The sequence below is a fragment of the Streptomyces sp. P9-A4 genome (genome assembly GCF_036634195.1).
Classification (GTDB): domain Bacteria; phylum Actinomycetota; class Actinomycetes; order Streptomycetales; family Streptomycetaceae; genus Streptomyces.
Map to the genome: position 1 here is coordinate 3,740,261 of NZ_JAZIFY010000001.1, position 23,921 is coordinate 3,764,181.

Sequence of the window (23,921 nt, forward strand, 5' to 3'; positions counted from 1 at the left end):
AGCGCTTCGAGTCGTAGCGCGTTGTGGGCGGCGCCGCCGCCACGTCGTGAACAGGCCGCCGCCGCGTTGTGGGCAGACCCACCGCCACATCGTGGGCAGACCCACCGCCGCGTCGTGGGCAGCGTCGCCGCCGCGTTGTGGGCAGTCGTTCCGCAAGGGCGTGGGGGTCCCCCGGACGGACTCTGGGGAGGTGGGCACAAGGCCACCCGCACAGCGCCCTCTGCTCGGACCCGCGCCATCAGCGCCCCGCGCCTGAGAACCGGGCGTCGCGCCCCGTACCGCTGCTACCCGTACGTGTCCCCGGGCCCCACAGACCCCGGCGCCCGCAGCGGCCCGTACCCCCGCCGCGGCCCCCCCGGCCCCAGCACCTTGATGACCCGCACGGTCCCGTGCCCGAGATCCTCGTTCAGCCGCGCGACAAGCCGCGGCGCGAGCAGCCGCAACTGCGTCGCCCACGCCGTCGAGTCGCACTGCACCGTCAGCACCCGCGCATCCGGCTCGTCGTCGAACTTCACCGGCACGCAGTGCTTGGCCAGGTCCTCCCCGACGATCTGCGGCCACCGACCCATCACCCCGCCGACGGCGGCCGGCGTCTCCCAGCCCCGCTCGGTGATCAGCCGGTTGATCGCCGCGCCGAGCGCCATGGGGTCGCGCCCGTCGGCGCGCGCGCCGGAGCGCAGGCCCCCTCCGCGCCGGGCCTGCTTCTTCTGCTGGGCGGCGGCCCCCTTGGCCTTGGCCTGCTCCTTGGCGGCGCGCAGCGCGACCCGCGCGAGATCGACCCCGGAGGGTTCGGGCACCGCGGCCTTGTCCACAGGCTGGGGACGGTTCTCCTCGCTCATACCCGCTCCACCGTCCCTCCGGCCACGACGTACCGCGTCCCCGCGAGGACCCCCGGTACGTCGTCGTCCACCGCGGCCGTGACCAGGACCTGCTCCCCGCCGGCCACCAGCTCCGCGAGCCGCTCGCGCCGCCGGGCGTCCAGCTCGGCGAAGACGTCGTCGAGGACGAGGACGGGCTCGTTGCCCTCGGACCGCAGCAGGTCGTACGAGGCGAGCCGCAGCGCCAGCGCGTACGACCAGGACTCGCCGTGGCTCGCGTACCCCTTGGCCGGCAGGTCGCCGAGCTTCAGCAGCAGCTCGTCGCGGTGCGGTCCGACAAGCGTGACACCCCGCTCGATCTCCTGTTTCCGCACCTCGGCGAGGGCGGCGAGCAGCTGTTCGGACAGCTCCTCGCGGGTGTGCCCGGCGCCGGGCGCGGAGGGCCGGTACTCCAGCAGAATCGGTCCGCCACCGGGCGCGAGCTGCTCGTACGCCTTGTCCGCGAGCGGCTGCAGTACGGAGATCAGATCGAGCCGCTGGGCGAGCAGCTCGGCCCCGGCGTGGGCCAGGTGCTGGTCCCAGACGTCGAGGGTGGAGAGGTCCAGGCCGCGGCCGCCGTGCCGCCGGGCCATCGCGGCCGACTTCAGGAGCGTGTTGCGCTGCTTGAGCACGCGCTCGTAGTCGGAGCGCACGCCCGCCATGCGCGGCGTGCGCGCCGTGATCAGCTCGTCGAGGAAGCGCCGGCGCTCGCCGGGGTCGCCCTTCACCAGGGCGAGATCCTCGGGCGCGAACAGCACCGTCCGTACGATTCCGAGGACGTCACGCGGTCTGACCTGCGAGGACCTGTTGATGCGGGCACGGTTGGCCCGGCCGGGATTGAGTTCCAGCTCGATCAGCTGGGAGCGCTCGCCCTGGGTGACGGCGGCGCGCACGACCGCGCGCTCCGCCCCCATCCGGACGAGCGGGGCGTCGGAGGCGACCCGGTGGCTGGAGAGGGTCGCGAGATAGCCGACGGCCTCGACCAGATTGGTCTTGCCCTGGCCGTTGGCGCCCACGAAAGCCGTGACGCCCGGGTCGAGCGGGACCTCGACCCGGGCGTACGAACGGAAGTCGGCCAGCGAGAGATGCGTGACGTGCATGGTGGTGCGCCGACCTTCTTCCCCCGGCTGCTGTGCACCGCTGGGCACACAGCCTGTGGATTACTTCTTCGTCTCGACCGCGTGGCCACCGAACTGGTTGCGCAGCGCGGCGATCATCTTCATCTGCGGGGAGTCGTCCTGCCGCGAGGCGAACCGCGCGAACAGCGACGCGGTGATCGCCGGCAGCGGTACGGCGTTGTCGATGGCGGCCTCGACGGTCCACCGGCCCTCGCCGGAGTCCGAGGCGTAGCCGCGGAGCTTGTCCAGGTGCTCGTCCTCGTCCAGCGCGTTCACCGCGAGGTCGAGCAGCCAGGAACGGATGACCGTGCCCTCCTGCCAGGAGCGGAAGACCTCGCGCACATCGGTGACGGAGTCGACCTTCTCCAGGAGCTCCCAGCCCTCGGCGTAGGCCTGCATCATCGCGTACTCGATGCCGTTGTGAACCATCTTCGCGAAGTGGCCGGCGCCGACCTTGCCCGCGTGGACCGAGCCGAACTCGCCCTCGGGCTTGAGCGCGTCGAAGATCGGCTGGACCTTCGCCACGTCCTCGGCGGAGCCGCCGTACATCAGCGCGTAGCCGTTCTCCAGGCCCCAGACGCCGCCGGAGACGCCGCAGTCGACGAAGCCGATGCCCTTGGCCGCCAGCTCCTCGGCGTGCTTCTCGTCGTCCGTCCAGCGCGAGTTGCCGCCGTCCACGACGATGTCGCCGGGGGAGAGCAGCTCGGCCAGCTCGTCGATGGTGGACTGGGTCGCGGCACCGGCCGGGACCATCACCCACACGACGCGGGGCCCCTTGAGCTTGCCCACAAGCTCTTCGAGGCTGTGGACATCGGCGAGGTCCGGATTGCGGTCGTATCCGATGACGGTGTGGCCTGCGCGGCGGATGCGCTCGCGCATGTTGCCGCCCATCTTGCCGAGACCGACGAGACCGAGCTCCATCAGAGATTCCTTAAGCGTCGTGTGCGGTTTACCCGGGTCCGAGCCTACGCCGGGACCCGGGTGCACACCTGTGGGGTCAGCCGCTCAGGCGACGCCCCCTCGGGTCCTCCGGGGGACGACCTCCGGACCCCCCGGCATGAACCGCCGCGGCTCAGCCGCTGAGCCGCACCGGCATGATCAGGTACTTGTAGGCCTCGTCCGCCTCGGCGTCCAGCGCGGGCTTGCCGCTCAGCAGCGCCGGCTTGGTGGAGGTCGTGAAGGAGAGCTGGGCGACCGGGGAGTCGATGGCGCTCAGGCCGTCGAGCAGGAAGGTCGGGTTGAAGGCGATCGAGATGTCGTCGCCCTCCAGCTGCGCGTCGACGCGCTCCACAGCCTGTGCGTCGTCGCTGGAGCCGGCCTCCAGGATCAGCACGCCCTGCTCGAAGCTCAGCCGGACCGGGGTGTTGCGCTCGGCCACCAGGGCCACGCGCTTGACGGCCTCGACGAACGGCGCGGTCTCGATCACCGCGACCGAGTTGAACTCGGTGGGGAAGAGCGTCCGGTACTTCGGCAGGTCGCCCTCGAGCAGGCGGGTGGTGGTGCGGCGGCCCGCGCCCTCGAAGCCGATGAGGCCCTCGCCCTTGCCGGAGCCGGAGAGCGCCAGGGTGACCGTGTCACCGCTCGTGAGCGCCTTGGCGGTGTCCAGGAGGGTCTTCGCGGGCACCAGGGCGACCGCGGAGGCGTCCGGGGACTCCGGCTTCCACAGGAACTCGCGGACGGCGAAGCGGTAGCGGTCGGTGGAGGCCAGGGTGACGGTGTCGCCCTCGATCTCGATGCGCACACCGGTGAGGACGGGCAGCGTGTCGTCACGGCCGGCGGCGATGGCCACCTGCGCGGCGGCGGAGGCGAAGACCTCACCGGGGACGGTGCCGGTCGCGGTGGGCATCTCCGGCAGCGCCGGGTACTCCTCCACGGGCAGGGTGTGGAGGGTGAAGCGGGAGGAGCCGCAGACCACGGTCGCCCGTACACCGTCTGTGGAGATCTCCACGGGGCGGTTGGGGAGGGCGCGGCAGATGTCGGCGAGCAGTCGGCCGGAGACCAGGACGGTGCCGTCCTCCTCGACCTCGGCCTCGACGGAGACACGGGCCGAGACCTCGTAGTCGAAGCTCGAGAAGCTCAGCGCGCCGTCCTCGGCCTTCAGCAGAAGGCCTGCGAGAACGGGGGCCGGCGGACGGGCCGGGAGGCTGCGGGCCACCCAGGCCACCGCCTCGGCAAGTACGTCGCGCTCCACCCGGATCTTCACCGGAACCGCCTCCTGCTTGTTGCTGGCTCTTCGTCGACTGCGGGAACCAGTCTGACGTACGCCGCCGACACTCGGTGCTGCTCGGGGTCAAGTCGCGACGAGGGCGCGTCGGAGCTCCGGCGCCGAGTTGTGCACAGGCCCCACTTCGAAGCGGATTCCTAGCTAACTCTAAGTGGGAGTAGTAGTAGGGGCTGTGGAAACGGTGGATAACCCCGTTTTCGCAGGTCAGGCCCAGTTTTTTGTCCACCGCGCCTGTGGGTGAAACCGGTGGACAACTCGGGGTCTCTGTGGACACCCGAAAGTTCTGCACACCCCATACACAGGCCATGGGGAGTTCTCCCCAGCGCTGTCCCCAGCTTTCCCCACGTTCCCCACAGCCCAAACGTCTCCCTTGGTGTGACCGCTTTCACTCGGCCCGGTGAGAGGGGGTGTTTTGTTGCCGAACAGTGGACAGGGGTGTGGAGAAGCTGTGGGCAACGTACCCCGCCCTGTGGGTTGCCGGTGGACAACCTTCGGCGCCCCCTGTGGACGAAAGTTTCATCCACAGCCTGTGGAAATCTTTTCTCAACAATTCCACAGGGGTCTGACCTGGAGTGATGGCCTGTCAGCAGGCAGGCCTGTGGACACAGTCCGGATAACTCGACAGTCCCCACCCTGTGGACGGGAGATCATCCCCCAATCTGTGGAGAACCCGCCACCGGAACGGCGTAATCGAACACCCGGGGCTGGTCCCCGGCGCGCCGACGGCCCCCGGGAACGCCGAAGGGCGCCCCGGGAGGTGTCCCGGAGCGCCCTTCGGAGGCCGCTGAGGTGGTGTCGAGGTGGCACCGAGGCGGTGCCTGGACCGCGCAGGAGCCGTTCTGGAGCGGCGCCCGAGGCGGTGCCGGAGCCGCGCCGAGGCGCGGTCCGTCAGCCGTTCTTGATGCGGTTGGTGAGTTCGGTGACCTGGTTGTAGATGGAGCGCCGCTCCGCCATCAGCGCGCGGATCTTCCGGTCCGCGTGCATCACCGTCGTATGGTCACGGCCGCCGAACTGCGCGCCGATCTTCGGCAGCGACAGGTCCGTCAGCTCGCGGCACAGGTACATGGCGATCTGCCGGGCCGTCACCAGGACGCGACTGCGCGACGATCCGCAGAGGTCCTCCACCGTCAGACCGAAGTAGTCCGCCGTGGCCGCCATGATCGCCGGTGCCGTGATCTCCGGCGAGGAGTCCTCGCCGCCCGGGATCAGGTCCTTGAGGACGATCTCGGTCAGCCCCAGGTCCACCGGCTGCCGGTTGAGGCTCGCGAAGGCCGTCACCCGGATCAGCGCGCCCTCCAGCTCACGGATGTTCCGCGAGATCCGCGAGGCGATGAACTCCAGCACCTCCGGCGGGGCGTTGAGCTGCTCCTGCACCGCCTTCTTGCGGAGGATCGCGATGCGCGTCTCCAGCTCGGGCGGCTGCACATCGGTGGTGAGGCCCCACTCGAAGCGGTTGCGGAGCCGGTCCTCCAGGGTCACCAGCTGCTTGGGCGGCCGGTCCGAGGAGAGCACGATCTGCTTGTTCGCGTTGTGCAGGGTGTTGAAGGTGTGGAAGAACTCCTCCTGCGTCGACTCCTTGCTCGCGAGGAACTGGATGTCGTCGACGAGCAGGATGTCCACATCGCGGTAGCGCTTGCGGAAGGCGTCGCCCTTGCCGTCGCGGATCGAGTTGATGAACTCGTTCGTGAACTCCTCCGAGCTCACGTACCGCACGCGCGTCCCCGGGTAGAGGCTCCGCGCGTAGTGCCCGATCGCGTGCAGCAGGTGGGTCTTGCCGAGGCCCGACTCGCCGTAGATGAAGAGCGGGTTGTACGCCTTCGCCGGCGCCTCCGCGACCGCGACGGCGGCCGCGTGCGCGAAGCGGTTCGAGGAACCGATGACGAAGGTGTCGAAGAGGTACTTGGGGTTCAGCCGCGCGTGCTGCTCGCCGGGCGCGCCGGCACCCTGCCCGCCGGACGAGGAACCGTGACCGCCGCCCGGGCCGGGGACGGGACCGCCCGGCCGGGGACCGGGACGGGCGCCGTGGCTCTGCGGGTCGGGCAGTTCGGCGCGCTCGGGCCGCTGCGGCTCGTAGCCCCGGGGCGGCTCGTCGTAACGCGACTGCCGGGGCTGCTCCGGACCGGTGTACGGGGCCCGCTCCTGGTAGCCGCCGAGCCGCGGCTGCTGCCAGGACAGGTCCTCCTGGGTCCGCGGCCAGGCGCCGGGGTCGGGCCGCTGCTGCGAGTAGTCCGGGTAGGCCGGGCGCGCGGTGGGCAGCCCGTCGTCGGGCATCGGCCGGTGCCCGTAGCCGCCGTCGTACTTGCCGTACTGATCGGACTGCCCGCGGTCGTCGTACCGGGACTGCTGGGGCTGCTGCACCGGGGGCGCGGGAGGTGTCGGCTCGCCGACGGAGTCGTCGACGGTGATCGCGATCCGGATCGGGCGGCCGCACTCACGGCTGAGGGTCTCGCTGATCAGCGGGGCGAGCCGGCCCTCGAGGACGCGCTTGCCCCACTCGTTGGGCACGGCGAGCAGCGCGGTGTCGGCGACCAGGGCGAGCGGCTGGCAGCGCTCGATCCACTGCTTGTCCTTGGGCTCGATCCCCTGCTGGCCCTCCGCGAGGAGTTGCTCCAGGACGCGTGGCCACACTGCGGCAAGATCGGCAGGTACGTCAGCCACAGGGCACGCTTTCTCGCAGGTCCCACGATGGAGTGGTTCTCGGGGGACGGTGGGTCGGTGTCCGTGAGGACGGGTCCGTGAGGACAGGAGAGGACAGAACGGAAAAGAATGGAGTCCGTCCACGGTAGTCGTGGCGGCTGACGTGGTTCAAGTTGTTGTCCACAGCCTGTGCACAATGGGAGGTGGCGACAGGTCGGTTTGACCGGATGGCGTAGCCGCGCGTACCGTGACCAGGTCGAGTTGTCGATGGCTGCTGCCGCCTGCCTCCGATGGGCAAAGATCACGGTTTTGAACGTGTAGCGGTGCACTCGGGCGTATTGCGAGCTACTCGTGGGCGCACGGTGACAGCCAGGCGATGTCCCGCCATCTACGAATCATTTCTGGAGCCCCCGAGTGAGCAAGCGCACCTTCCAGCCGAACAACCGTCGTCGCGCCAAGACCCACGGCTTCCGCCTGCGGATGCGTACGCGTGCCGGCCGAGCCATCCTTGCGAACCGCCGTTCCAAGGGTCGCACTGAGCTGTCCGCCTGATCCGCTTAACAGGTCATGACGTGCTGCCTACCGAGAATCGGCTGAGGCGGCGCGAGGACTTCGCAATCGCAGTACGCCGAGGTCGCCGGGCCGGTCGCCCGCTCCTCGTCGTCCACCTACGCAGCGGTGCAACGGACCCGCACGCGCCTGGGGAGAGCGCTCCCCCGACGCGTGCGGGTTTCGTCGTGAGCAAAGCCGTGGGCGTTGCGGTCGTACGCAACCAGGTGAAGCGTCGCCTGCGCCATCTCGTGCGCGACCGCCTCACCGAGCTGCCCCCCGGTAGCCTGGTGGTCGTACGGGCGTTGCCCGGAGCCGGTGACGCCGACCACGCACAGCTGGCCCGAGACCTGGACGCCGCCCTCCAGCGGCTGCTGGGAGGGGGCACGCGATGAAGTACCCGCTGCTGGCTCTCATCAAGCTGTACCAGTGGACGATCAGCCCTCTTCTGGGGCCCGTCTGCCGGTACTACCCGTCGTGTTCCCACTACGGATTCACGGCCATCGATCGGCATGGCGCGATCAAGGGCACGGCCCTGACCGCCTGGCGCATCCTGCGGTGCAATCCGTGGTCGCCCGGCGGTGTGGACCATGTCCCCGCGCGCAAGCGCCCCCGCTGGCACGAAATGCTGAAGAACGCGCTGCGCGGCGACAAGGGCGGGTCCACCGCCGAGACGAGCCCGGCCGCAGAGACCTCGCCCAAAGCTCAAGGAGCCTGATTAGTGGAAACGATTGCCAGTCTGTTCAGCTTCATCACCTGGCCCGTTTCCTGGGTCATCGTCCAGTTCCACAGTGTGTACGGGGCGATCTTCGGTCCTGACACGGGTTGGGCCTGGGGCTTGTCCATCGTGTCCCTCGTGGTCCTGATCCGCATCTGTCTGATCCCGCTGTTCGTCAAGCAGATCAAGTCGACGCGGAACATGCAGGCGCTCCAGCCGAAGATGAAGGCGATCCAGGAGCGCTACAAGAGCGACAAGCAGCGTCAGTCCGAAGAGATGATGAAGCTGTACAAGGAGACGGGCACCAACCCGCTCTCCTCGTGCCTTCCCATCCTGGCCCAGTCGCCGTTCTTCTTCGCGCTGTACCACGTGCTCTCCGCGATCGCCTCGGGCAAGGAGATCGGTGTCATCGACGGCCCGCTGCTCGCCAGCGCCCGTCAGGCCCACATCTTCGGCGCTCCGCTCGCCTCGAAGTTCACCGACACCGCCGCCGAGGTCGCCGCCCTCGACGCCTCGCTGACCTCGGTCCGCATCGTCACCGCGATCATGATCGTCATGATGTCGGCCTCGCAGTTCTTCACGCAGCGCCAGCTGATGATGAAGAACGTCGACCTCTCGGTGAAGACCCCGTACATGCAGCAGCAGAAGATGCTCATGTACATCTTCCCGGTGATCTTCGCCGTCATGGGTGTCAACTTCCCCGTCGGTGTCCTCGTCTACTGGCTGACCACCAACGTGTGGACCATGGGCCAGCAGATGTACGTGATCAACCAGAACCCGACCCCGGGCAGCAAGGCTCAGGACTCCTACCTCCAGCGCCTGCTGAAGAGCGTCTCGGAGCACGGTGAGGTCCGCGGCCGCCGTCGGAAGAACACGGTCAAGGTGATCGTCGCCAAGGGCGGCGACCGCAACGAGAACGAGCGCCGCTTCTTCGTGGGCCTCTCCAAGGCCGGCTTCGCCGCCCAGGCGGACGGCACCGTGATCAAGAGCGACACCGTCGTGGCCGATGCCGAGGGCGGTGCCGTCGCCAAGCGGCAGCAGCCCAAGCGCCAGACCAAGGCCCAGCGTCAGGCCGCCGCGGCCCAGCACCTGGTCAAGGACACCGAGGAATCCTCCGAGCCGGCCGCCGAAGAGGCGACCACCTCGCTCGAGAAGAAGCCCCAGGGTCAGGACAAGGCCGCCGCCGAGGACAAGGACGAGGCACAGGACAAGCCCGCGCGTCCGAGCCGTGCCAACTCCGGAGGCTCCCGCCAGGGCAAGTCCGGCCAGCGCAAGGGCCAGCAGCGGCCCAAGCACCCGTCCTCCAAGAAGTAAGCCGCCCCGAAGCAAGAAGGAGTCCATCCGTGACGGAAGGCACCACCTCCGCCGCCGCCGAGGGTGGCGACACCCTGACCCGCCTCGAGCAGGAGGGTGAGATCGCGGCCGACTACCTCGAAGGTCTGCTCGACATCGCCGATCTCGACGGCGACATCGACATGGACGTCGAGGCGGACCGGGCCGCGGTCTCGATCATCAGCGACTCGGCTCGTGAGCTGCAGAAGCTCGTGGGCCGCGACGGTGAGGTCCTGGAGGCGCTCCAGGAGCTGACCCGGCTCGCCGTGCACCGGGAGACCGGTGACCGCAGCCGCCTGATGCTGGACATCGCCGGCTTCCGGGCCAAGAAGCGCGCCGAGCTCGCCGAACTGGGCGCCAAGGCCGCGAACGATGTGAAGACCAGCGGCCAGCCGGTCAAGCTGGACCCGATGACGCCGTTCGAGCGCAAGGTCGTGCACGACGCGATCGCCGCCGCGGGTCTGCGCAGCGAGTCCGAGGGCGAGGAGCCGCAGCGCTTCGTCGTCGTGCTCCCGGCCTGAACCCTCACGTAGTCTCGGCCCCGTCTGTTCGCAGGCGGGGCCGATCTTTGTCAGCCTGATAGTCAGCCACCACAGTGCGCTCGCACACGATGCGTGCGGTACGGAAGGACGGTTCCCGTGACGGAGGAAGCGGCGGAGCTCCCCGAGGCTCCGGAGCAGGCGCGGACAGTCTTCGGTGAGTACTTCCCGGAGGCCGTGCGCTACGCGGAGCTCCTCGCGGACGCGGGTGTGAAGCGCGGCCTGATCGGCCCGCGTGAGGTTCCGCGGCTGTGGGAGCGCCACCTGCTGAACTGCGCCGTCCTCTCGGAGGTCGTCCCCGAGGGCGTCACGGTCTGCGATGTGGGCTCGGGCGCCGGTCTTCCCGGTATCCCGCTGGCTCTGGTCCGGCCCGATCTGAAGATCACGCTCCTGGAGCCGCTCCTTCGCCGGACGAACTTCCTCCAGGAGGTCGTCGAGCTGCTGGGTCTCGACCATGTGACCGTGGTCCGGGGACGCGCCGAGGAGATGCTCGGCAAGATCACGCCCGTGCACGTGGTGACCGCTCGTGCGGTGGCTCCGCTGGACCGGCTGGCCGGTTGGGGCGTTCCCCTGCTGCGCCCGTACGGCGAGATGCTGGCGCTCAAGGGCGACACGGCGGAGGAGGAGATCAACGGTGCCCGCGCCGCGCTCTCCCGGCTCGGCGTGGTGGAGACCTCGGTGCTTCAGGTCGGCGAGGGGATCGTCGATCCGCTCGCCACCGTCGTGCGGGTGGAGGTCGGCGAGAGCCCCGGTGGTGTGAGGTTCGCGGCCAAGCGGGCCAAGGCCGCCCGGACGAGCAAGACCCGTCGGCGCCGCTGAGCGTCGCATACGCACCATTTCGGAGTGTCGAACGGTCCCGGCCGGGCAGCAGGGGCATGGTGTTTCACGTGAAACGTCGCTCACTGCTGCAGGGGATCATCAGCCGCGGTCGCGCGGCAGCCGCGCCCCGGGACCGTAGACCCCGTGTGAAACCACCCGTGAGGGTCACGGAGATGTCCACAGAGGTGGATTCACCCACAGAACCACCGACCTCGCTGGTTCACGACCCCGAAAGCATGGCAGGCTCTCCTCATCGCGAGCCTGAAGCCGAGGAGAGTGAATCCTTGCGGTCCGACGCCAACATCGCGGGACCGATGACCGATCCGGTCCCCGGTCCCCGAACCGAATCGGTGGGGGAGGATGTTTCACGTGAAACACCGCCCCCGATGGACGACACCCCCATGGGTCGTGCTGCCCAGCTGGCAGTAGAAGCCCTGGGTCGTGCCGGTGAGGGACTTCCCCGCCCGGCCCGGACTCGCGTGATGGTGGTCGCCAATCAGAAGGGCGGCGTGGGCAAGACGACCACGACGGTCAACCTTGCCGCGTCCCTGGCACTGCACGGCGCCCGAGTGCTGGTTATCGACCTGGACCCGCAGGGCAACGCCTCCACGGCGCTCGGGATCGACCACCACGCCGAGGTCCCGTCGATCTACGACGTTCTCGTCGACAGCAGGCCGCTCTCCGAAGTGGTGCAGCCCGTCAAGGATGTCGAGGGTCTCTTCTGCGCCCCCGCCACCATCGATCTCGCCGGTGCGGAGATCGAACTGGTCTCGCTGGTGGCCCGTGAGAGCCGACTGCAGCGGGCGATCCAGGCCTACGAGCAGCCGCTCGACTACATCCTGATCGACTGCCCGCCCTCGCTCGGTCTCCTCACGGTCAACGCCATGGTGGCCGGAGCCGAGGTGCTGATCCCGATCCAGTGCGAGTACTACGCGCTGGAGGGGCTCGGACAGCTCCTGCGGAACGTCGAGCTGGTGCGGGGGCACCTCAACCCCGCGCTCCATGTCTCGACGATCCTGCTCACCATGTACGACGGCCGGACGAGGCTCGCCTCGCAGGTCGCCGACGAGGTGCGCACCCACTTCGCCGAAGAGGTGCTGCGGACGAGCATTCCGAGGTCCGTCCGCATCTCGGAGGCGCCGAGCTACGGGCAGACGGTCCTCACCTACGACCCGGGCTCCAGCGGTGCCCTGTCGTATCTCGAAGCGGCTCGTGAGATCGCTCTGCGGGGGGTCGCCGTGCACTACGACCCGCAGCACGCCCAGCCAGGGCACCAGAACAACCAGCGCAGCATGTCGGAGGGGATCCAGTGAGCGAGCGACGTAGGGGACTGGGGCGTGGACTCGGTGCGCTGATTCCCGCTGCTCCCCAGGAACGGCAGACGCCGTCGGCCGGTGCGGGAACGGGTCAGGCTTCTCCCGGAACCGCCTCCGTCCTGACCTCGGGCCGTGGGGTGGCCGCGGCGAAGCTGGCTTCGCTGCCGCAGAGCGCGAAGTCCCCGGAGTCCACGCCTTCGTGGAACGAGCCCGAGACCCCGGCTCTGCCGGCGCCTCCGGCGGGGGCCTACTTCACCGAGCTTCCGCTCGACGCCATCGTTCCCAACCGGCACCAGCCGCGCGAGGTCTTCGACGAGGACGCCCTGGCGGAACTCGTCGTCTCCATCAAGGAGGTCGGCCTCCTCCAGCCCGTGGTCGTGCGCAAGCTCGATGACGAGGGCTATGAACTGGTCATGGGCGAGCGTCGTCTGCGGGCCTCCAAGGAAGCGGGACTCGAGCGGATCCCCGCGATCGTCCGGGACACCGATGACGAGAAGATGCTCCTGGACGCGCTCCTGGAGAACCTCCACCGTGCCCAGCTGAACGCGATCGAAGAGGCGCACGCCTACGAGCAGCTGCTCAAGGACTTCGGCTGCACCCACGACCAGCTGGCCGAGCGGATCGGGCGCTCCCGCCCGCAGATCTCCAACACGCTCCGACTGCTGCGCCTCTCCGGGGCGGTGCAGAGCCGGGTCGCCGCCGGAGTGCTCTCCGCCGGCCACGCGCGGGCCCTGCTCGGCGTGGAGGACGCGGAGGCCCAGGACAAGCTGGCGTACCGGATCGTCTCCGAGGGCCTGTCGGTCCGTACCGTCGAGGAGATCGTGAGCCTCATGGGCCCCGATGAGCCCGTCGGTGCGGTCAAGCTGAACAAGCCGCGGGCCGGTGCCCGCGTCGCGCCCGCGCTCACCGATCTCGCCTCCCGGCTCTCGGACCGCTTCGAGACCCGGGTGAAGGTCGACCTGGGGCAGAAGAAGGGCAAGATCGTCGTCGAGTTCGCCTCGATGGAGGATCTGGAGCGCATCCTGTCGACCCTGGCTCCCGGAGAGGGACGGGTCATGGACCAGAAGGGCGCGGAGGGCTGATCGCTCTCCCCGCAGTCTGAGGCCGCCGAGGGCGGGCCGCATACCGGTCTTCACCGGAACGCGGCCCGCCCTTTGCCTGTGAGCGGTGTCCTCCCGATCGGCCGCTCGATACGATTCCGAGAGGCGTATCCGTACTCGCTGGCGAGGGAAACGAGGAGCAGCCGTGGGGCGTCGGCTCGTACCGCTCACGCTGGACAACCTTCCGGACCTGCCCAAGCGATGTCGCTCCTGTGTGTTCTGGGAGCTCGATCCGGTCAGTGGCGAGGCGGCCGTGAGGGCGGGCCGGTCGGAGCCCGAGAAGGAGGCCTGGATCTCGGGCGTTCTCCTGGAGTGGGGTTCCTGCGGCCGGGTGGTCTACGTCGACGAGATACCGGTCGGCTATGTCCTCTACGCTCCCCCGGCCTATGTGCCGAGGGCGACCGCCTTCCCGACGAGCCCCGTGGCCGCCGACGCGGCGCAGCTGATGACCGCCTGGATCATGCCCGGGTACCAGGGACAGGGGCTGGGGCGCATGGTCGTGCAGACCGTGGCCAAGGATCTGCTGCAGCGGGGGTTCAAGGCCATCGAGGCGTTCGGTGACGCCCGGTGGAAGGAGCCGGCGTGTGTGCTGCCGGCCGACCATCTGCTGGCGGTGGGCTTCAAGACCGTCCGGCCGCACCCTGCCTACCCGAGGCTGCGGCTGGAGCTCAGGACGACGCTCTCCTGGAAGGAGGACGTCGAGATGGCGCTAGACCGGCTTCTCGGTGCCGTACAGAAGGAGCCGGCCCTGCGCCCGCTCTGACGCCGGGTACGAGAACGGCCCACCCCCTGTCGGGGGCGGGCCGCTTCTGTTTCACGTGAAACGTCGCTCGTGCGTCATGTTTCACGTGAAACAGCGAGGGAGCATCAGGCCTTGGTCGGCTCGACGAAGTCCGCCAGGTCGCGGAGGATCGCGGCCTTCGGCTTGGCGCCGACGATGGTCTTCACGACCTCGCCGCCCTGGTAGACGTTGAGCGTCGGGATCGACATGACGCCGTACTTGGCAGCCGTGGCCGGGTTCTGGTCGATGTTGAGCTTCACGATCTCGATCTCACCGTGCTCGGCGGCGATGGCCTCCAGCGACGGGGCGATCTGACGGCACGGGCCGCACCACTCGGCCCAGAAGTCCACCAGGACGGGCTTGTCGCTCTTGAGGACGTCCTCGTCGAAGGAAGCGTCGGTTACAGACTTGAGGGCCACAGCGGCCTCCTTGATCTCGCGGGGTGTGGGGTGGGGAGAGTCGGGTCAGACCGCGGGGGTCTCGGCCAGCTTCTCGCTGTCGGCGAGGGCGGCCAGGAAGCGCTCGGCGTCCAGGGCGGCGGAGCAGCCGGTGCCGGCGGCCGTGATGGCCTGGCGGTAGGTGTGGTCGACGACATCGCCGGCGCCGAAGACACCGGTGAGGTTCGTGCGCGTCGACGGGGCGGAGACCTTGAGGTAGCCCTCCTCGTCGAGCTCCAGCTGACCCTTGAACAGCTCGGTCCGGGGGTCGTGGCCCACGGCGATGAAGAGGCCGGTGACGGCCAGCTCGCGGGTCTCGCCGGTCTTCGTGTCGCGCAGGGTCAGGCTGCTGAGCTTCTGGTCGCCGTGGATCTCGGTGACCTCGCTGTCCCAGGCGAAGGAGATCTTCGGGTCGGCGAAGGCACGCTCCTGCATGGCCTTGGAGGCACGCAGGGTGTCGCGGCGGTGGACGATCGTGACGGACTTGGCGAAGCGGGAGAGGAAGGTGGCCTCTTCGATCGCGGTGTCGCCGCCGCCGACGACGGCGATGTCCTGGTCCTTGAAGAAGAAGCCGTCACAGGTGGCGCACCAGGAGACACCGCGGCCGGAGAGCGCGTCCTCGTTGGGGAGGCCGAGCTTGCGGTGCTGGGAGCCGGTGGTGACGATGACGGCCTTGGCGCGGTGCACGGTTCCGGCGGTGTCGGTGACGGTCTTGATGTCACCGGTCAGGTCCACGGCGATGACATCGTCCGGGATCAGCTCGGCGCCGAAGCGCTCGGCCTGGGCCCGCATGTTGTCCATCAGGTCGGGGCCCATGATGCCGTCACGGAAACCGGGAAAGTTCTCGACCTCGGTCGTGTTCATCAGTGCGCCACCGGCGGTGACGGCACCTTCGAAGACCAGGGGGTTCAGCGACGCTCGGGCGGTGTAGAGCGCAGCGGTGTAACCCGCGGGCCCGGAGCCGATAATGATCACGTTACGGACGTCGCTCACGGGTGTCTTCCTCGTCTCTGCAGACTGCCACTGCCTACGGGGGCGGTTGCCTCGGTCACTCTCACCCCACCCAACGGATACTAAGGGGCGTGCATTCCCGAGTCCGCCGCGCGGCACCGGGCTGGGCGGGAAGTGGGGTCAGGGACGGGCGTACGTCTGGCTGAAGAGGACGGTGGCGGCCGGGGTTCCGTTTCCGCCGGTGCGGTCGGCACACGAGGCGTCGAGAACGTAGGCCTGGACCCGGCTGCCGTCCGAGGGATCGGTCAGGACGAGCAGGTAGGCGGGTGTTCCCCGGTACTCGCCCCGCTCCTGTCCGAGCACCGCGTCGGCGCGGCCCGTGCCGGCCAGGACACAGCGGGGGACGACCGCGCCGTCCCTGTTCCGTCGGGGCGTCGCGCCGCCGGCTTCGGCGGACATCGACTCCGGCCCGATGCCCTGGGGTGTCATGGCGGCGCTGTCCTGGTTCAGGAGGGCGTGCACCCGGTCTTCGACCGGCGTCCCCGAGAAGGGGGTCAGAGCCGCTCCGGCGGAGGTGTCGACCTTCCTGGCGTCCGTTGCCTGACCGCCGGCGGTGACGTCGCCCGACTGGCTCAGATAGAGGCTCGTGCCGAGGATCACGGCGCCGAAGGCGGCACCGAGGGTGGCGAGCAGGGCGGTCCGACGGCGTCGGGGCCGTCCGGCGCGGCCGGGCCCGGTCGAGGCGGCGGGACGGCCTGCCGGGCGGTCGGCAAGGGGGGAGGAGGGAGCGGGGACCCGCTCGGCCGGGGTGCGCGCTGTTTCACGTGAAACAGCGGTGTCCTTCTCCGGCGTGGTGGCGCTGAGAAGTGCTTCGGCGGCGAGGGCGGCATCGATCCGGCCGGCGATCTCGGCAGGCATGCGGGGCGGACCCGGAAGGGTGCCCAGGAGGCCGCGGATCTCCTCCAGGGAGGTCCGGACGTCGGCGCAGAGGGAACAGTCGTCCACATGACGGCGGACGGCTGCCGAGCGCGTCGGTGAGAGGAGCCCCTCGGTCAGATCGGAGATCTCCGAGACGTCCGGGTGCTGTGTGGTGTTGGCCTTGCCGGCCGTGGAAGTCACGTGCGCCCACCTCCGCCCTTCACAGCAGCTGGATCAGTCGGTCCGGTGTCCGTCGGCCCCGGCACCGGTGGGACGGATGCCCCCGGCGTCCGGTTCCTTCCCCCTCCGGGGGCCTCGTTACCCACGGTGTCGGCGCGCAGATGAGTGACCATCGGAAGCAGGCGGGCCCGCCCGCGCGCGCAGCGGCTCTTCACGGTGCCGGTGGGAACGCCGAGGATACGGGCAGCCTCCGCGACCGGGTATCCCTGCATGTCGACCAGGACGAGGGCGGCACGCTGGTCGGCGGGGATCGTGGCGAGTGCGGCGAACAGCTGGCGGTGGAGGTCCTGGCGCTCCACGGGTGCCTCGGCCGACTCATGGGGGTCGAGGAGCTGTTCGAAGCGGGCGTCGTCGTCGACGGGTGAGGTCCGGCGGGAGGCGGTCTTGCGTATGCGGTCCAGACAGGCGTTCACCGTGATGCGGTGGAGCCATGTCGTGACGGCCGACTGGCCGCGGAAGGTATGGGCGGCACGGAAGGCCGAGATCAGGGCGTCCTGGACGGCGTCAGCGGCCTCCTCGCGGTCCCCCAGGGTCCGGAGGGCCACGGCCCAGAGCCGGTCGCGGTGGCGCCGTACGAGCTCACCGAAGGCTTCGGGGTCCCCGTCGACATGGCGGGCCAGGAGTTCGTCGTCCGCAGCGGTGCGGGGATCGTCAGCCGCAGGGGTCACGGTTCCCCTCCTCGCTCGGCAGCCGTGCAGGCATTCAATCCGGTCCGTGACCGGAAGTAAATGAGCGCCGAGCTGGGCTCGGCGCTCATCGTGGTGCACGGCCGGTGACTAGGGAGCGGTCCCCTGGAACGACACGTTCGTGATGGCCTGCTTGTAGCCCGCGCCGAAGTACTCGTCACGGTCGGAGTACGGCACGGAGGTCATCCAGAGCAGCACGTAGCGGGTCTTGACCGGCGTCTTGGTCTCCGGCTTCGCGGTCGAGTCCGAGGTCTCGACCGAGGCGATCTTCTTCATGGAGTCCGGCGTACCGGAGGGCGACAGCGAGTCCGCCGCGTACAGCGTGACGGCGGTCTGCGGGCCGCCGAAACGCAGCGCTATCGAGGCGGACGAGACGTTCTGCTCGCTCCCGAGGTCGTAGACGATCCCGACGCCCTGCTTGTACGGCGCCAGGACGGGGCCGCCGATGAAGGTCTTGGTACGCCAGTACGAGGAGCTGTCGCTGTCGTAGGTGTCGCCGACACCGTCGGGGTTCTGCGGAAGGCCGTCGGGAGCGAACTCCTCCGCGGAACGGATCGCCAGCGGCTTGGGCGGCTCCGGCTTCTCGTCGTCGACCGTCGGGGCCGTGTTCGGCGTCTCGGAGATGCTGTCCTGGCCGAGGAGCCGGTCGGCGATCTGCCAGCTGCCGAGGCCCAGGGCGGCGATCAGCAGCGCCGAGACGGCCCACTTCAGCGCCCTGCCGGTACGGCTCTGCAGCGGGGGCGGCGGGACGATCACCGGCTGGGTGACCGCGGGACGCGGCTGGGGACGCCCGTAGGTGCCCTGCTGGTACGTCGTGCGCTGGTACTCGGGCGGTGCGGTGAACTCCGGCTCCGGCGGCTTCACACGGGGCATCGCCGCCACGGCCTTGGCCAGCTCGTCCGGGGTGGTGCAGGGCGGTTCCTGGCGCGAGGCGGTGGCCCCGTCGTTGGCCAGGGCGCGCATCGCGATCTCGGAGAGGCCCCGGTGGACGCCGGCCCGGACCTGGTCGGGCGGGAGCAGCCCGACGCCCTTGGGGAGCCCGGAGAGCCCGTACGCGTCGCTGTCGTACGGCCAGCGCTGGGTCAGCGCGGCGTACAGGAGGGCGCCGATGGCCTCGGTGTCGCTGCGCTGCGGACGTTCGGCGGTGATGCCGCGCAGGGCGGCGTTCACGGCCAGACCGCGGATCCGGTACTGGCCGGTGGAGCTGCGCAGGACCGCGCTCGGGGTGAGCCTGAGGTGGGCGAGGCCCTCCCGGTGCGCGGCGGCCATGGCCTGGGAGACCTGGCTGACGAGCTGGTAGGCGTCGTGGGGCTCCAGCGGACCGGCCGCGAGCAGCGCGGTCAGCTCCGTGGAGTCGGGCAGCCACTCGTGCACGACGTAGACGAGGTCGTTCTCCTCGACTGCGTCGAGGACCTGGACGAACCGGGGGTCGCCGAGGAGCGCCGAGGAGCGGGCCGCGGCCAGGACCGACCGGGCCCTGGGGTGGTCGGCGGGCAGCAGATGGACTCCGACCGCGCGCCGCAGCTTCTCGTCGACCGCACGCCAACTGCTGAAGCCGTCCAGACGGGTGACGCACTCCTCCAGCCGGTAGCGTCTGGCCAGTTTGTGGCCGCTGTGCAGCTCGGGAGCCGTGATGGAGGGCTGTTCGCCGCTCTGTCGATCGACCGCCTTCGTCTCCGTGGCCTCGGCGGTCTTCTCCGCCGTCTTCTGCTTGTCCGCCACCCCGTCGGTCGCGGCCGTGTCCGCCTTGGCGGTCAGCGGGTCGTCACCGCTGTTGTCGGCCACGTCGACGGCAGCCGTGCTACGTTCCGCCACCGTCGTTCCTGCCTCCCCATCCGTTGCACCGCATCCAACAGCCAAGCCAATTGTGCCCACAGTCGGACGCTATGCACGACACGCGGTTCCCCCCGATGGTTGTGCGGGGCCGCGTGATCAGCGTCCCAGGCGTCCGCGCACCATGCCGACCAGGGTGTTCAGTTCCGTGATCCGCATGCGCTTGGCGGCGACGAAGAAGACACCGAGAAGTACGACTCCGCCGATGAGCAGGGCGACGAGCGAGCCCAGCGCACCCTCGCCCAGGAGCTTCAGCAGACCGAAGCCGACGCCGCCCGCGACGATCGCGGCGGGCACGGAGGCCATGCAGAGGCGTGCGTAGGTCCGCAGCACCTGGGTGCCGTCCAGGTCGCCGCCCAGCCGGTTGCGGAGGCGGCGCCAGGCGATGCCGACGCCGACGGCGTAGGCGAGCCCGTACGAGGCGGCCATGCCGACGACGGCCCACTGTGCGGGCAGGACGACGTAACAGACGGCCGAGGCCGCAGCGTTGACGGCGGCCACGATGACCGTGTTGTAGAAGGGCGTCCGGGTGTCCTCGTAGGCGTAGAAGCCGCGGAGCACGACGTACTGGACGGAGTAGGGGATCAGGCCGAGGCCGAAGGCCATCAGGATGAAGCCCATGCCCTGGGCGGCCTCGACGCCGCTGGAGGCGTACAGCAGGGTGCACATCGGGACGCCGAGCGCCAGGAAGGCGAAGGAGACCGGGACGATCGCGACGGCCGAGTTCCGAAGGCCCTGCGAGATGTCGTCGCGGACGGCTCCGGGGTCGTTGTCGTGGGCGGCGCGGGAGATGCGGGGCAGCAGCGCGGCCATGACGGAGACCGTGATGATGGCCTGCGGCATGCCCCAGATCAGCTGGGCGTTCGAGTAGGCGAGGAAGCCGGCACCGTTCTTCCCGGACTCCTCACCGGCGGCCGTGGCGAGCTGGGTGACGACGAGGACGCCCGCCTGGTTGGCGAGGACGAAGAGCACGGTCCACTTGGCGAGCTTGACCGTCTTGCCGAGCCCGTGACCCTTCCAGTCGAAGCGCGGCCGGAAGCGGAAGCCGGTCTCACGGAGGTACGGGATCATCGCCAGGGCCTGGACGACGAGTCCGAGGAGGGTGCCGACACCCAGCAGGCGGATGCCGTCGTCCGGGATGGTCCGCACGCCCATGTGGGACTCGGCGGAGGTGCCGTAGACCCAGATGAACAGGCCGAAGGTGACGATCATGACGATGTTGTTGAGGACCGGCGTCCACATCATCGCGCCGAACTTGCCGCGGGCGTTGAGGATCTGGCCCATCACCACGTGCACGCCCATGAAGAAGATCGTGGGCAGGCAGTACCGGGCGAAGGTCACGGCCACGCTGTTGGCCGCGGCGTCGTCGGCGATGGTGTTCGACATCAGCCGGATGAGCAGCGGTGCCGCGAAGACGGCGAGTGCCACGATCAGGCCCAGCGCCACCATGACCAGGGTGAGCAGGCGGTTGGCGTAGGCCTCGCCGCCGTCCTCGTCGTTCTTCATCGAGCGGACGAGTTGCGGGACGAAGACCGAGTTGAGACCGCCGCCGACGGTCAGGATGTAGATCATCGTCGGCAGCGTGTAGGCGATGGTGAAGGTGTCGCCGAGCAGGGCCGCGCCGAGCGCGCCGGTGATCACCAGGCTGCGGACGAAGCCGGTGAGCCGGGAGACCAGGGTGCCGGCCGCCATCACCGCGCTCGACTTCAGCAGCCCGGAGGCCCTTCCGGACTTCTTGGGGGCGGGGGCGGACATGGGGTCCGGCTCCGGGGCGGGCGGGGGCACCTGGCCGGGCGTCTGCTGGTCCCGGTAGAGGTGCGCGAAGGCATCCGGTTCGGGGGCCTCCTCGCCGGCCCGGGTCACCAGGTCGTCGACGCCGGTGAACTGGACCGTGCGCGCGTCATCGCCGTACGGCAGGTGCCGTGAGGTGCCGTCGGGCTCCGGCGCCGGTGTCTGCGCCCACACCCGGGGGTCGGGTGCGTGCTGGGGCGCGACCGGCTGCTGGTAGAGCGGCTGGGGCTCCTGATAGGTGCCCGGCGGGGGCGGCGGGTGCGCGGCGCGGTCGTAGAGCGCCTCGGTCACCGGGTCCTGTGCGGACAGGTCCTGGGCCCGGTACGGGTCATGGGCGAGGGCGTCCTGGACATAGGGGTCCTGGGCGTACGCGTTCGGGTCGTACTGGTTCTGGGCGTACGGGTTCTGCGCGTAGGTGTCCTGCGCGTAAGGGTTCTGTTCCTGCGGGGCCGGCACCGGAGGGTGGCCGGGACCGGAGGGGGCCGCGGGCGTCCCACCGGACGGCGCGGTGCCGCCCGCGCCCTGGCCGCGGTCACCGTCGTACGGCGCGTTCATGGTTACCCCACCTCATCGTCCCCGGCCGACCGGCCACGACATCGCTCAACGGTCCACTTTCTCACCCGGGCTCGACGGGTCGCCGCTTTCGGACCCGGTGTCCGGTGTCGGGTCACTCGGCTGCTCGGGTTCACCCCCGTCGGCCTCGCCTGTCACCGCCTCGGGATCCGCCTCGGGATCCGCCTCAGGATTCGTCCCGTCTTCAGTCCCGGCGTCGGCCTCCGCGTCGGCCTCCGGGTCCGCTGCCGCCTCCGCTGCCTCGACCTCGGCGTTCCGGGCGGCCACCCGCTTGCGCTGGCTGTACATCCGTACGCCGGCCAGGACCAGGAGCAGCACTCCACCGGCGATCACGAGCATCACCGTGGCGGTGATCTCGGAGACCTTCACGGTGAACGTCATCGGCTGCCCGTACGGCGTGCCGTCCTCGGTGTAGAGCTGGGCGGTCATCGGCACCTGGCCGTTGACGCTGGCGGAGGCGTTGAACTTCACGGACTGGCTGTGCCCGCCGTTGATCTTCACGGGGAGCTCGGCGTCCCGGTCGCCGTTCACCTGGAGCCGGTTCTTGTTGCCGGAGGTGAGCCGCAGCACGAGATGGACGTCCTGCAGCAGCTTGTTCTGGACGGTCACAGGGATCGTCGCACTGCGGCCGGAGAGTGTGAGATCGGACTTGTCGACCAGCTGGACCCCCTCGGTGAGGGTCTGCAGATACTCCAGGACGTTGATCCGGTAGAGCGCGGCGGCTCGGGCCTGCCCCCGCCACGAGGTCGACATCTCGCGGTTGATCGCGTTGCCGAAGGGGGCCACGACACGGTCCTGCTGGGACAGGATCACCTTGAAGTCGTTCAGCTCGTCGCGGGTGGTCTTCATGTCGCGGAAGGCCTGGACGGGCAGTTCCCGGTCGCGCAGCTTCTTCGGGTACCGGGAGCTGCTGGGCACCGTGGTGGAGGCGTCCGGGTCGGGCTTGGCCGCGGCGGCGGCGAGGAGGTCGCTCGGCTGGGTCCAGCGACGCCCGGAGAGACCCTTCAGGGCGGTCGCCATCGTCTGCGCCTGGGCGACGGTCGGCATTCGCTGCGGGGCGACCACGATGCTGCGCTGGTCCTCCGGCTGTTCCATGGTGATCGCCAGCGACTGGGCGAGGAACTTCTGGACCGCGAGCGTGGAGTTCTCCGTGCGGATCATGTCCCCTTCGAAGGCGGTGGACAGGAGCGCGTCGCTGACCACGGCCGTGGTGCTTCCGTTGCCGAAGGGGCGGGCCGCCGTCGGGGTGTAGGAGAGGTCGTCGCGGACGCTGTCGCTGCGGGCGATCACCTTGTCGGCGCCGGCGGAGGTCGCCACGGCCACGATGGAGGGGTCGACGGCTCCCTCGGCGGGCCATGCGAAGTCGGTGGAGGCCTGGGTGTGCAGGACGGTCTCGACCGTCATCCCGGCGAGCGCGGTCGCCGACTGGAGGTGTCCGAGGGAACCGGGGACGTCCTTGCCCCGGTGGGCCAGGGACGCGAGGTCGGGGTCCGCGAAGGGGAGGGCGACGACCTTGTGCCCCTGGACCGCCTTCTCCAGCGCGTCCAGCCACTGCTCGGCGACGGCCTGGTTCTTGCCCGGGACGTGCAGGGTGCCGTCCTTGACGCGGTAGCCGTTCGCCATGGCGTCGACGGAGGCCAGCAGGTCCGGGTCGAGCACCCAGGTGACCGGGAGGTCCCCTCCCAGCGATACCAGCTGGTCGAGGCGTCCGCCCGGCTTCAGCTCGGCCGCCAGGACGTCGTCCTCGAAGACGGGGGTCTGCTGATCGTCCGTGGCCGTCTCGGCGGAGACGTGGGCGGAGGAGATCAGCGGCCAGAGGTAGGTGAGCTGGGTCTTCTTCTCGGTGGCCTCGGGCTGGTACGGCAGGAACGTCCGCTCGATGCCGAGCACCCGGTCGTCGTGCCGGTCCGAGGTCTGCCCGGTGAGGGAGACCCCCAGCTGGTACACACCGGCGTCGTCGAGTCCGAGATCGGAGACCGGGACGGAGAACGAGAAGTCCGCGCTGAGGCCGGCGCCCAGCCGGGGGATCTTGACGGTGGGGGCGTCGTCGAGGGGGGCGGGGTCGCTGTCGCTCCGGTAGCCCGTGCGGCCCGCCACCTGCTCGATCTCGCTGCGGCTCGTCATCCGGGGCCCGACGCGCAGATCCACGGTCGCGTCGGTGACGGTCTTCTTGCTCCGGTTGGTGACCGTCCCGGTGACGGTGACCGTGTCCCCCTCGGTGGGCGCGGTCGGGGTCAGCGTGTCGAGCGACACATCGACCGTCTTCGAGACGGCGCTGCCCTCGGCGGCGGAGGCCGGGGAGGCGTCCGCAGGGGCCTGGAGCAGTCCCGCGAGGAGCGGCGCCCCGACGGCGACGGTGATCGTGCGCCGCAGCCATCGGCGGGCAGGTGAGGGACCGGTTCCCTGGATGTCTGCCGCCTCGGCCACGCGTTCGCCCGTCCTCGTCGTTGTCTCTGATGCCAGTGGTGGAGATGGTTCCCGGTTGCTGTGTCCAGGCATGGT

At 69.9% G+C, this 23,921-nt stretch carries 21 protein-coding genes; 9 read left to right on the top strand and 12 right to left on the bottom strand.

The genetic code is table 11. The annotated features are described in order from the left end of the window. Nucleotides 1–284: 284 nt before the first annotated feature. The 5 genes from V4Y03_RS16685 to dnaA form a co-directional block, all read right to left on the bottom strand. The gene (locus V4Y03_RS16685; protein WP_317873315.1) at nt 285–839 is read right to left on the bottom strand and encodes a DUF721 domain-containing protein; all 555 of its coding nucleotides are present in this window, start codon (nt 837–839) and stop codon (nt 285–287) included. Beyond that, nucleotides 836–1,957, bottom strand: coding sequence for a DNA replication/repair protein RecF (gene recF / locus V4Y03_RS16690; protein ID WP_317873316.1), 1,122 nt, complete (start codon nt 1,955–1,957; stop codon nt 836–838). The genes V4Y03_RS16685 and recF overlap by 4 nt, the downstream gene beginning before the upstream one ends. Nucleotides 1,958–2,017: 60 nt before the next feature. Further along, the gene (gnd, locus tag V4Y03_RS16695) at nt 2,018–2,896 is read right to left on the bottom strand and encodes a phosphogluconate dehydrogenase (NAD(+)-dependent, decarboxylating) (RefSeq protein ID WP_056565173.1); all 879 of its coding nucleotides are present in this window, start codon (nt 2,894–2,896) and stop codon (nt 2,018–2,020) included. A gap of 151 nt (nt 2,897–3,047) precedes the next feature. After that, on the bottom strand, nt 3,048–4,178 hold the full coding sequence (gene dnaN, locus V4Y03_RS16700; RefSeq protein ID WP_015034855.1) for a DNA polymerase III subunit beta: 1,131 nt from the start codon (nt 4,176–4,178) through the stop codon (nt 3,048–3,050). Between the two features lie 909 nt (nt 4,179–5,087). Continuing rightward, nucleotides 5,088–6,857 carry a chromosomal replication initiator protein DnaA gene (gene dnaA, locus V4Y03_RS16705; protein ID WP_317873318.1) on the bottom strand — a complete coding sequence of 590 codons (1,770 nt, stop codon included), beginning with the start codon at nt 6,855–6,857 and terminating at the stop codon, nt 5,088–5,090. Nucleotides 6,858–7,250: 393 nt separating this feature from the next. Here dnaA and rpmH point away from each other — a divergent pair, with 393 nt between their 5' ends. From rpmH to V4Y03_RS16750, 9 genes are all read left to right on the top strand, one after another. Further along, the gene (gene rpmH / locus V4Y03_RS16710) at nt 7,251–7,388 is read left to right on the top strand and encodes a 50S ribosomal protein L34 (RefSeq protein ID WP_079045023.1); all 138 of its coding nucleotides are present in this window, start codon (nt 7,251–7,253) and stop codon (nt 7,386–7,388) included. Between the two features lie 20 nt (nt 7,389–7,408). Beyond that, entirely contained in the window at nt 7,409–7,780 is a 372-nt protein-coding gene (gene rnpA, locus V4Y03_RS16715; protein WP_317873319.1) for a ribonuclease P protein component, read from the top strand. Beyond that, the gene (gene yidD, locus V4Y03_RS16720) at nt 7,777–8,103 is read left to right on the top strand and encodes a membrane protein insertion efficiency factor YidD (protein WP_317873320.1); all 327 of its coding nucleotides are present in this window, start codon (nt 7,777–7,779) and stop codon (nt 8,101–8,103) included. The genes rnpA and yidD overlap by 4 nt, the downstream gene beginning before the upstream one ends. 3 nt (nt 8,104–8,106) lie before the next feature. Continuing rightward, complete coding sequence (yidC, locus tag V4Y03_RS16725; RefSeq protein WP_317873321.1) at nt 8,107–9,417, top strand: membrane protein insertase YidC; 1,311 nt, start codon at nt 8,107–8,109, stop codon at nt 9,415–9,417. Nucleotides 9,418–9,446: 29 nt separating this feature from the next. Then, nucleotides 9,447–9,956, top strand: a complete 510-nt coding sequence (locus V4Y03_RS16730; protein ID WP_056565157.1) for a Jag family protein — start codon at nt 9,447–9,449, stop codon at nt 9,954–9,956. Between the two features lie 117 nt (nt 9,957–10,073). After that, complete coding sequence (gene rsmG / locus V4Y03_RS16735; RefSeq protein WP_317873322.1) at nt 10,074–10,793, top strand: 16S rRNA (guanine(527)-N(7))-methyltransferase RsmG; 720 nt, start codon at nt 10,074–10,076, stop codon at nt 10,791–10,793. A gap of 236 nt (nt 10,794–11,029) precedes the next feature. Continuing rightward, a complete protein-coding gene (locus V4Y03_RS16740) occupies nt 11,030–12,106 on the top strand; it encodes a ParA family protein (protein ID WP_317873323.1) in 1,077 nt (358 codons plus the stop codon). Then, nucleotides 12,103–13,191: a ParB/RepB/Spo0J family partition protein gene (locus tag V4Y03_RS16745; RefSeq protein ID WP_332435441.1), complete on the top strand. Its 1,089-nt coding sequence runs from the start codon at nt 12,103–12,105 to the stop codon at nt 13,189–13,191. Before V4Y03_RS16740 ends, V4Y03_RS16745 begins: the two co-directional genes overlap by 4 nt. Before the next feature lie 163 nt (nt 13,192–13,354). Beyond that, nucleotides 13,355–13,972, top strand: coding sequence for a GNAT family N-acetyltransferase (locus tag V4Y03_RS16750; protein WP_317873325.1), 618 nt, complete (start codon nt 13,355–13,357; stop codon nt 13,970–13,972). Nucleotides 13,973–14,076: 104 nt separating this feature from the next. On the opposite strand, the gene trxA is transcribed toward V4Y03_RS16750, so the two are convergent. From trxA to V4Y03_RS16785, 7 genes are all read right to left on the bottom strand, one after another. Continuing rightward, the gene (gene trxA / locus V4Y03_RS16755) at nt 14,077–14,409 is read right to left on the bottom strand and encodes a thioredoxin (protein WP_317873326.1); all 333 of its coding nucleotides are present in this window, start codon (nt 14,407–14,409) and stop codon (nt 14,077–14,079) included. 45 nt (nt 14,410–14,454) lie between these two features. Then, nucleotides 14,455–15,420, bottom strand: a complete 966-nt coding sequence (trxB, locus tag V4Y03_RS16760; protein WP_317873327.1) for a thioredoxin-disulfide reductase — start codon at nt 15,418–15,420, stop codon at nt 14,455–14,457. A gap of 138 nt (nt 15,421–15,558) precedes the next feature. Then, entirely contained in the window at nt 15,559–16,497 is a 939-nt protein-coding gene (locus V4Y03_RS16765; protein WP_332435442.1) for a hypothetical protein, read from the bottom strand. After that, nucleotides 16,494–17,204, bottom strand: a complete 711-nt coding sequence (gene sigM / locus V4Y03_RS16770; protein WP_317873329.1) for an RNA polymerase sigma factor SigM — start codon at nt 17,202–17,204, stop codon at nt 16,494–16,496. The genes V4Y03_RS16765 and sigM overlap by 4 nt, the downstream gene beginning before the upstream one ends. Before the next feature lie 108 nt (nt 17,205–17,312). Further along, nucleotides 17,313–19,037: a protein kinase family protein gene (locus V4Y03_RS16775; protein WP_332435443.1), complete on the bottom strand. Its 1,725-nt coding sequence runs from the start codon at nt 19,035–19,037 to the stop codon at nt 17,313–17,315. A 117-nt stretch (nt 19,038–19,154) separates the two neighbouring features. Beyond that, nucleotides 19,155–21,401 (bottom strand): murein biosynthesis integral membrane protein MurJ, encoded by a 2,247-nt coding sequence (gene murJ, locus V4Y03_RS16780; RefSeq protein ID WP_332435444.1) that lies wholly within the window; start codon nt 21,399–21,401, stop codon nt 19,155–19,157. Nucleotides 21,402–21,446: 45 nt separating this feature from the next. Next, nucleotides 21,447–23,846 carry a DUF6049 family protein gene (locus V4Y03_RS16785; RefSeq protein ID WP_332435445.1) on the bottom strand — a complete coding sequence of 800 codons (2,400 nt, stop codon included), beginning with the start codon at nt 23,844–23,846 and terminating at the stop codon, nt 21,447–21,449. Between the last annotated feature and the right edge of the window lie 75 nt (nt 23,847–23,921).

Coding starts and splice junctions, on each gene's coding strand:
- murJ (WP_332435444.1), bottom strand. CDS start 21,401: ATGAACGCGCCGTACGACGGTGACCGCGGCCAGGGCGCGGGCGGCACC.
- V4Y03_RS16685 (WP_317873315.1), bottom strand. CDS start 839: ATGAGCGAGGAGAACCGTCCCCAGCCTGTGGACAAGGCCGCGGTGCCC.
- yidD (WP_317873320.1), top strand. CDS start 7,777: ATGAAGTACCCGCTGCTGGCTCTCATCAAGCTGTACCAGTGGACGATC.
- V4Y03_RS16740 (WP_317873323.1), top strand. CDS start 11,030: ATGGCAGGCTCTCCTCATCGCGAGCCTGAAGCCGAGGAGAGTGAATCC.
- recF (WP_317873316.1), bottom strand. CDS start 1,957: ATGCACGTCACGCATCTCTCGCTGGCCGACTTCCGTTCGTACGCCCGG.
- gnd (WP_056565173.1), bottom strand. CDS start 2,896: ATGGAGCTCGGTCTCGTCGGTCTCGGCAAGATGGGCGGCAACATGCGC.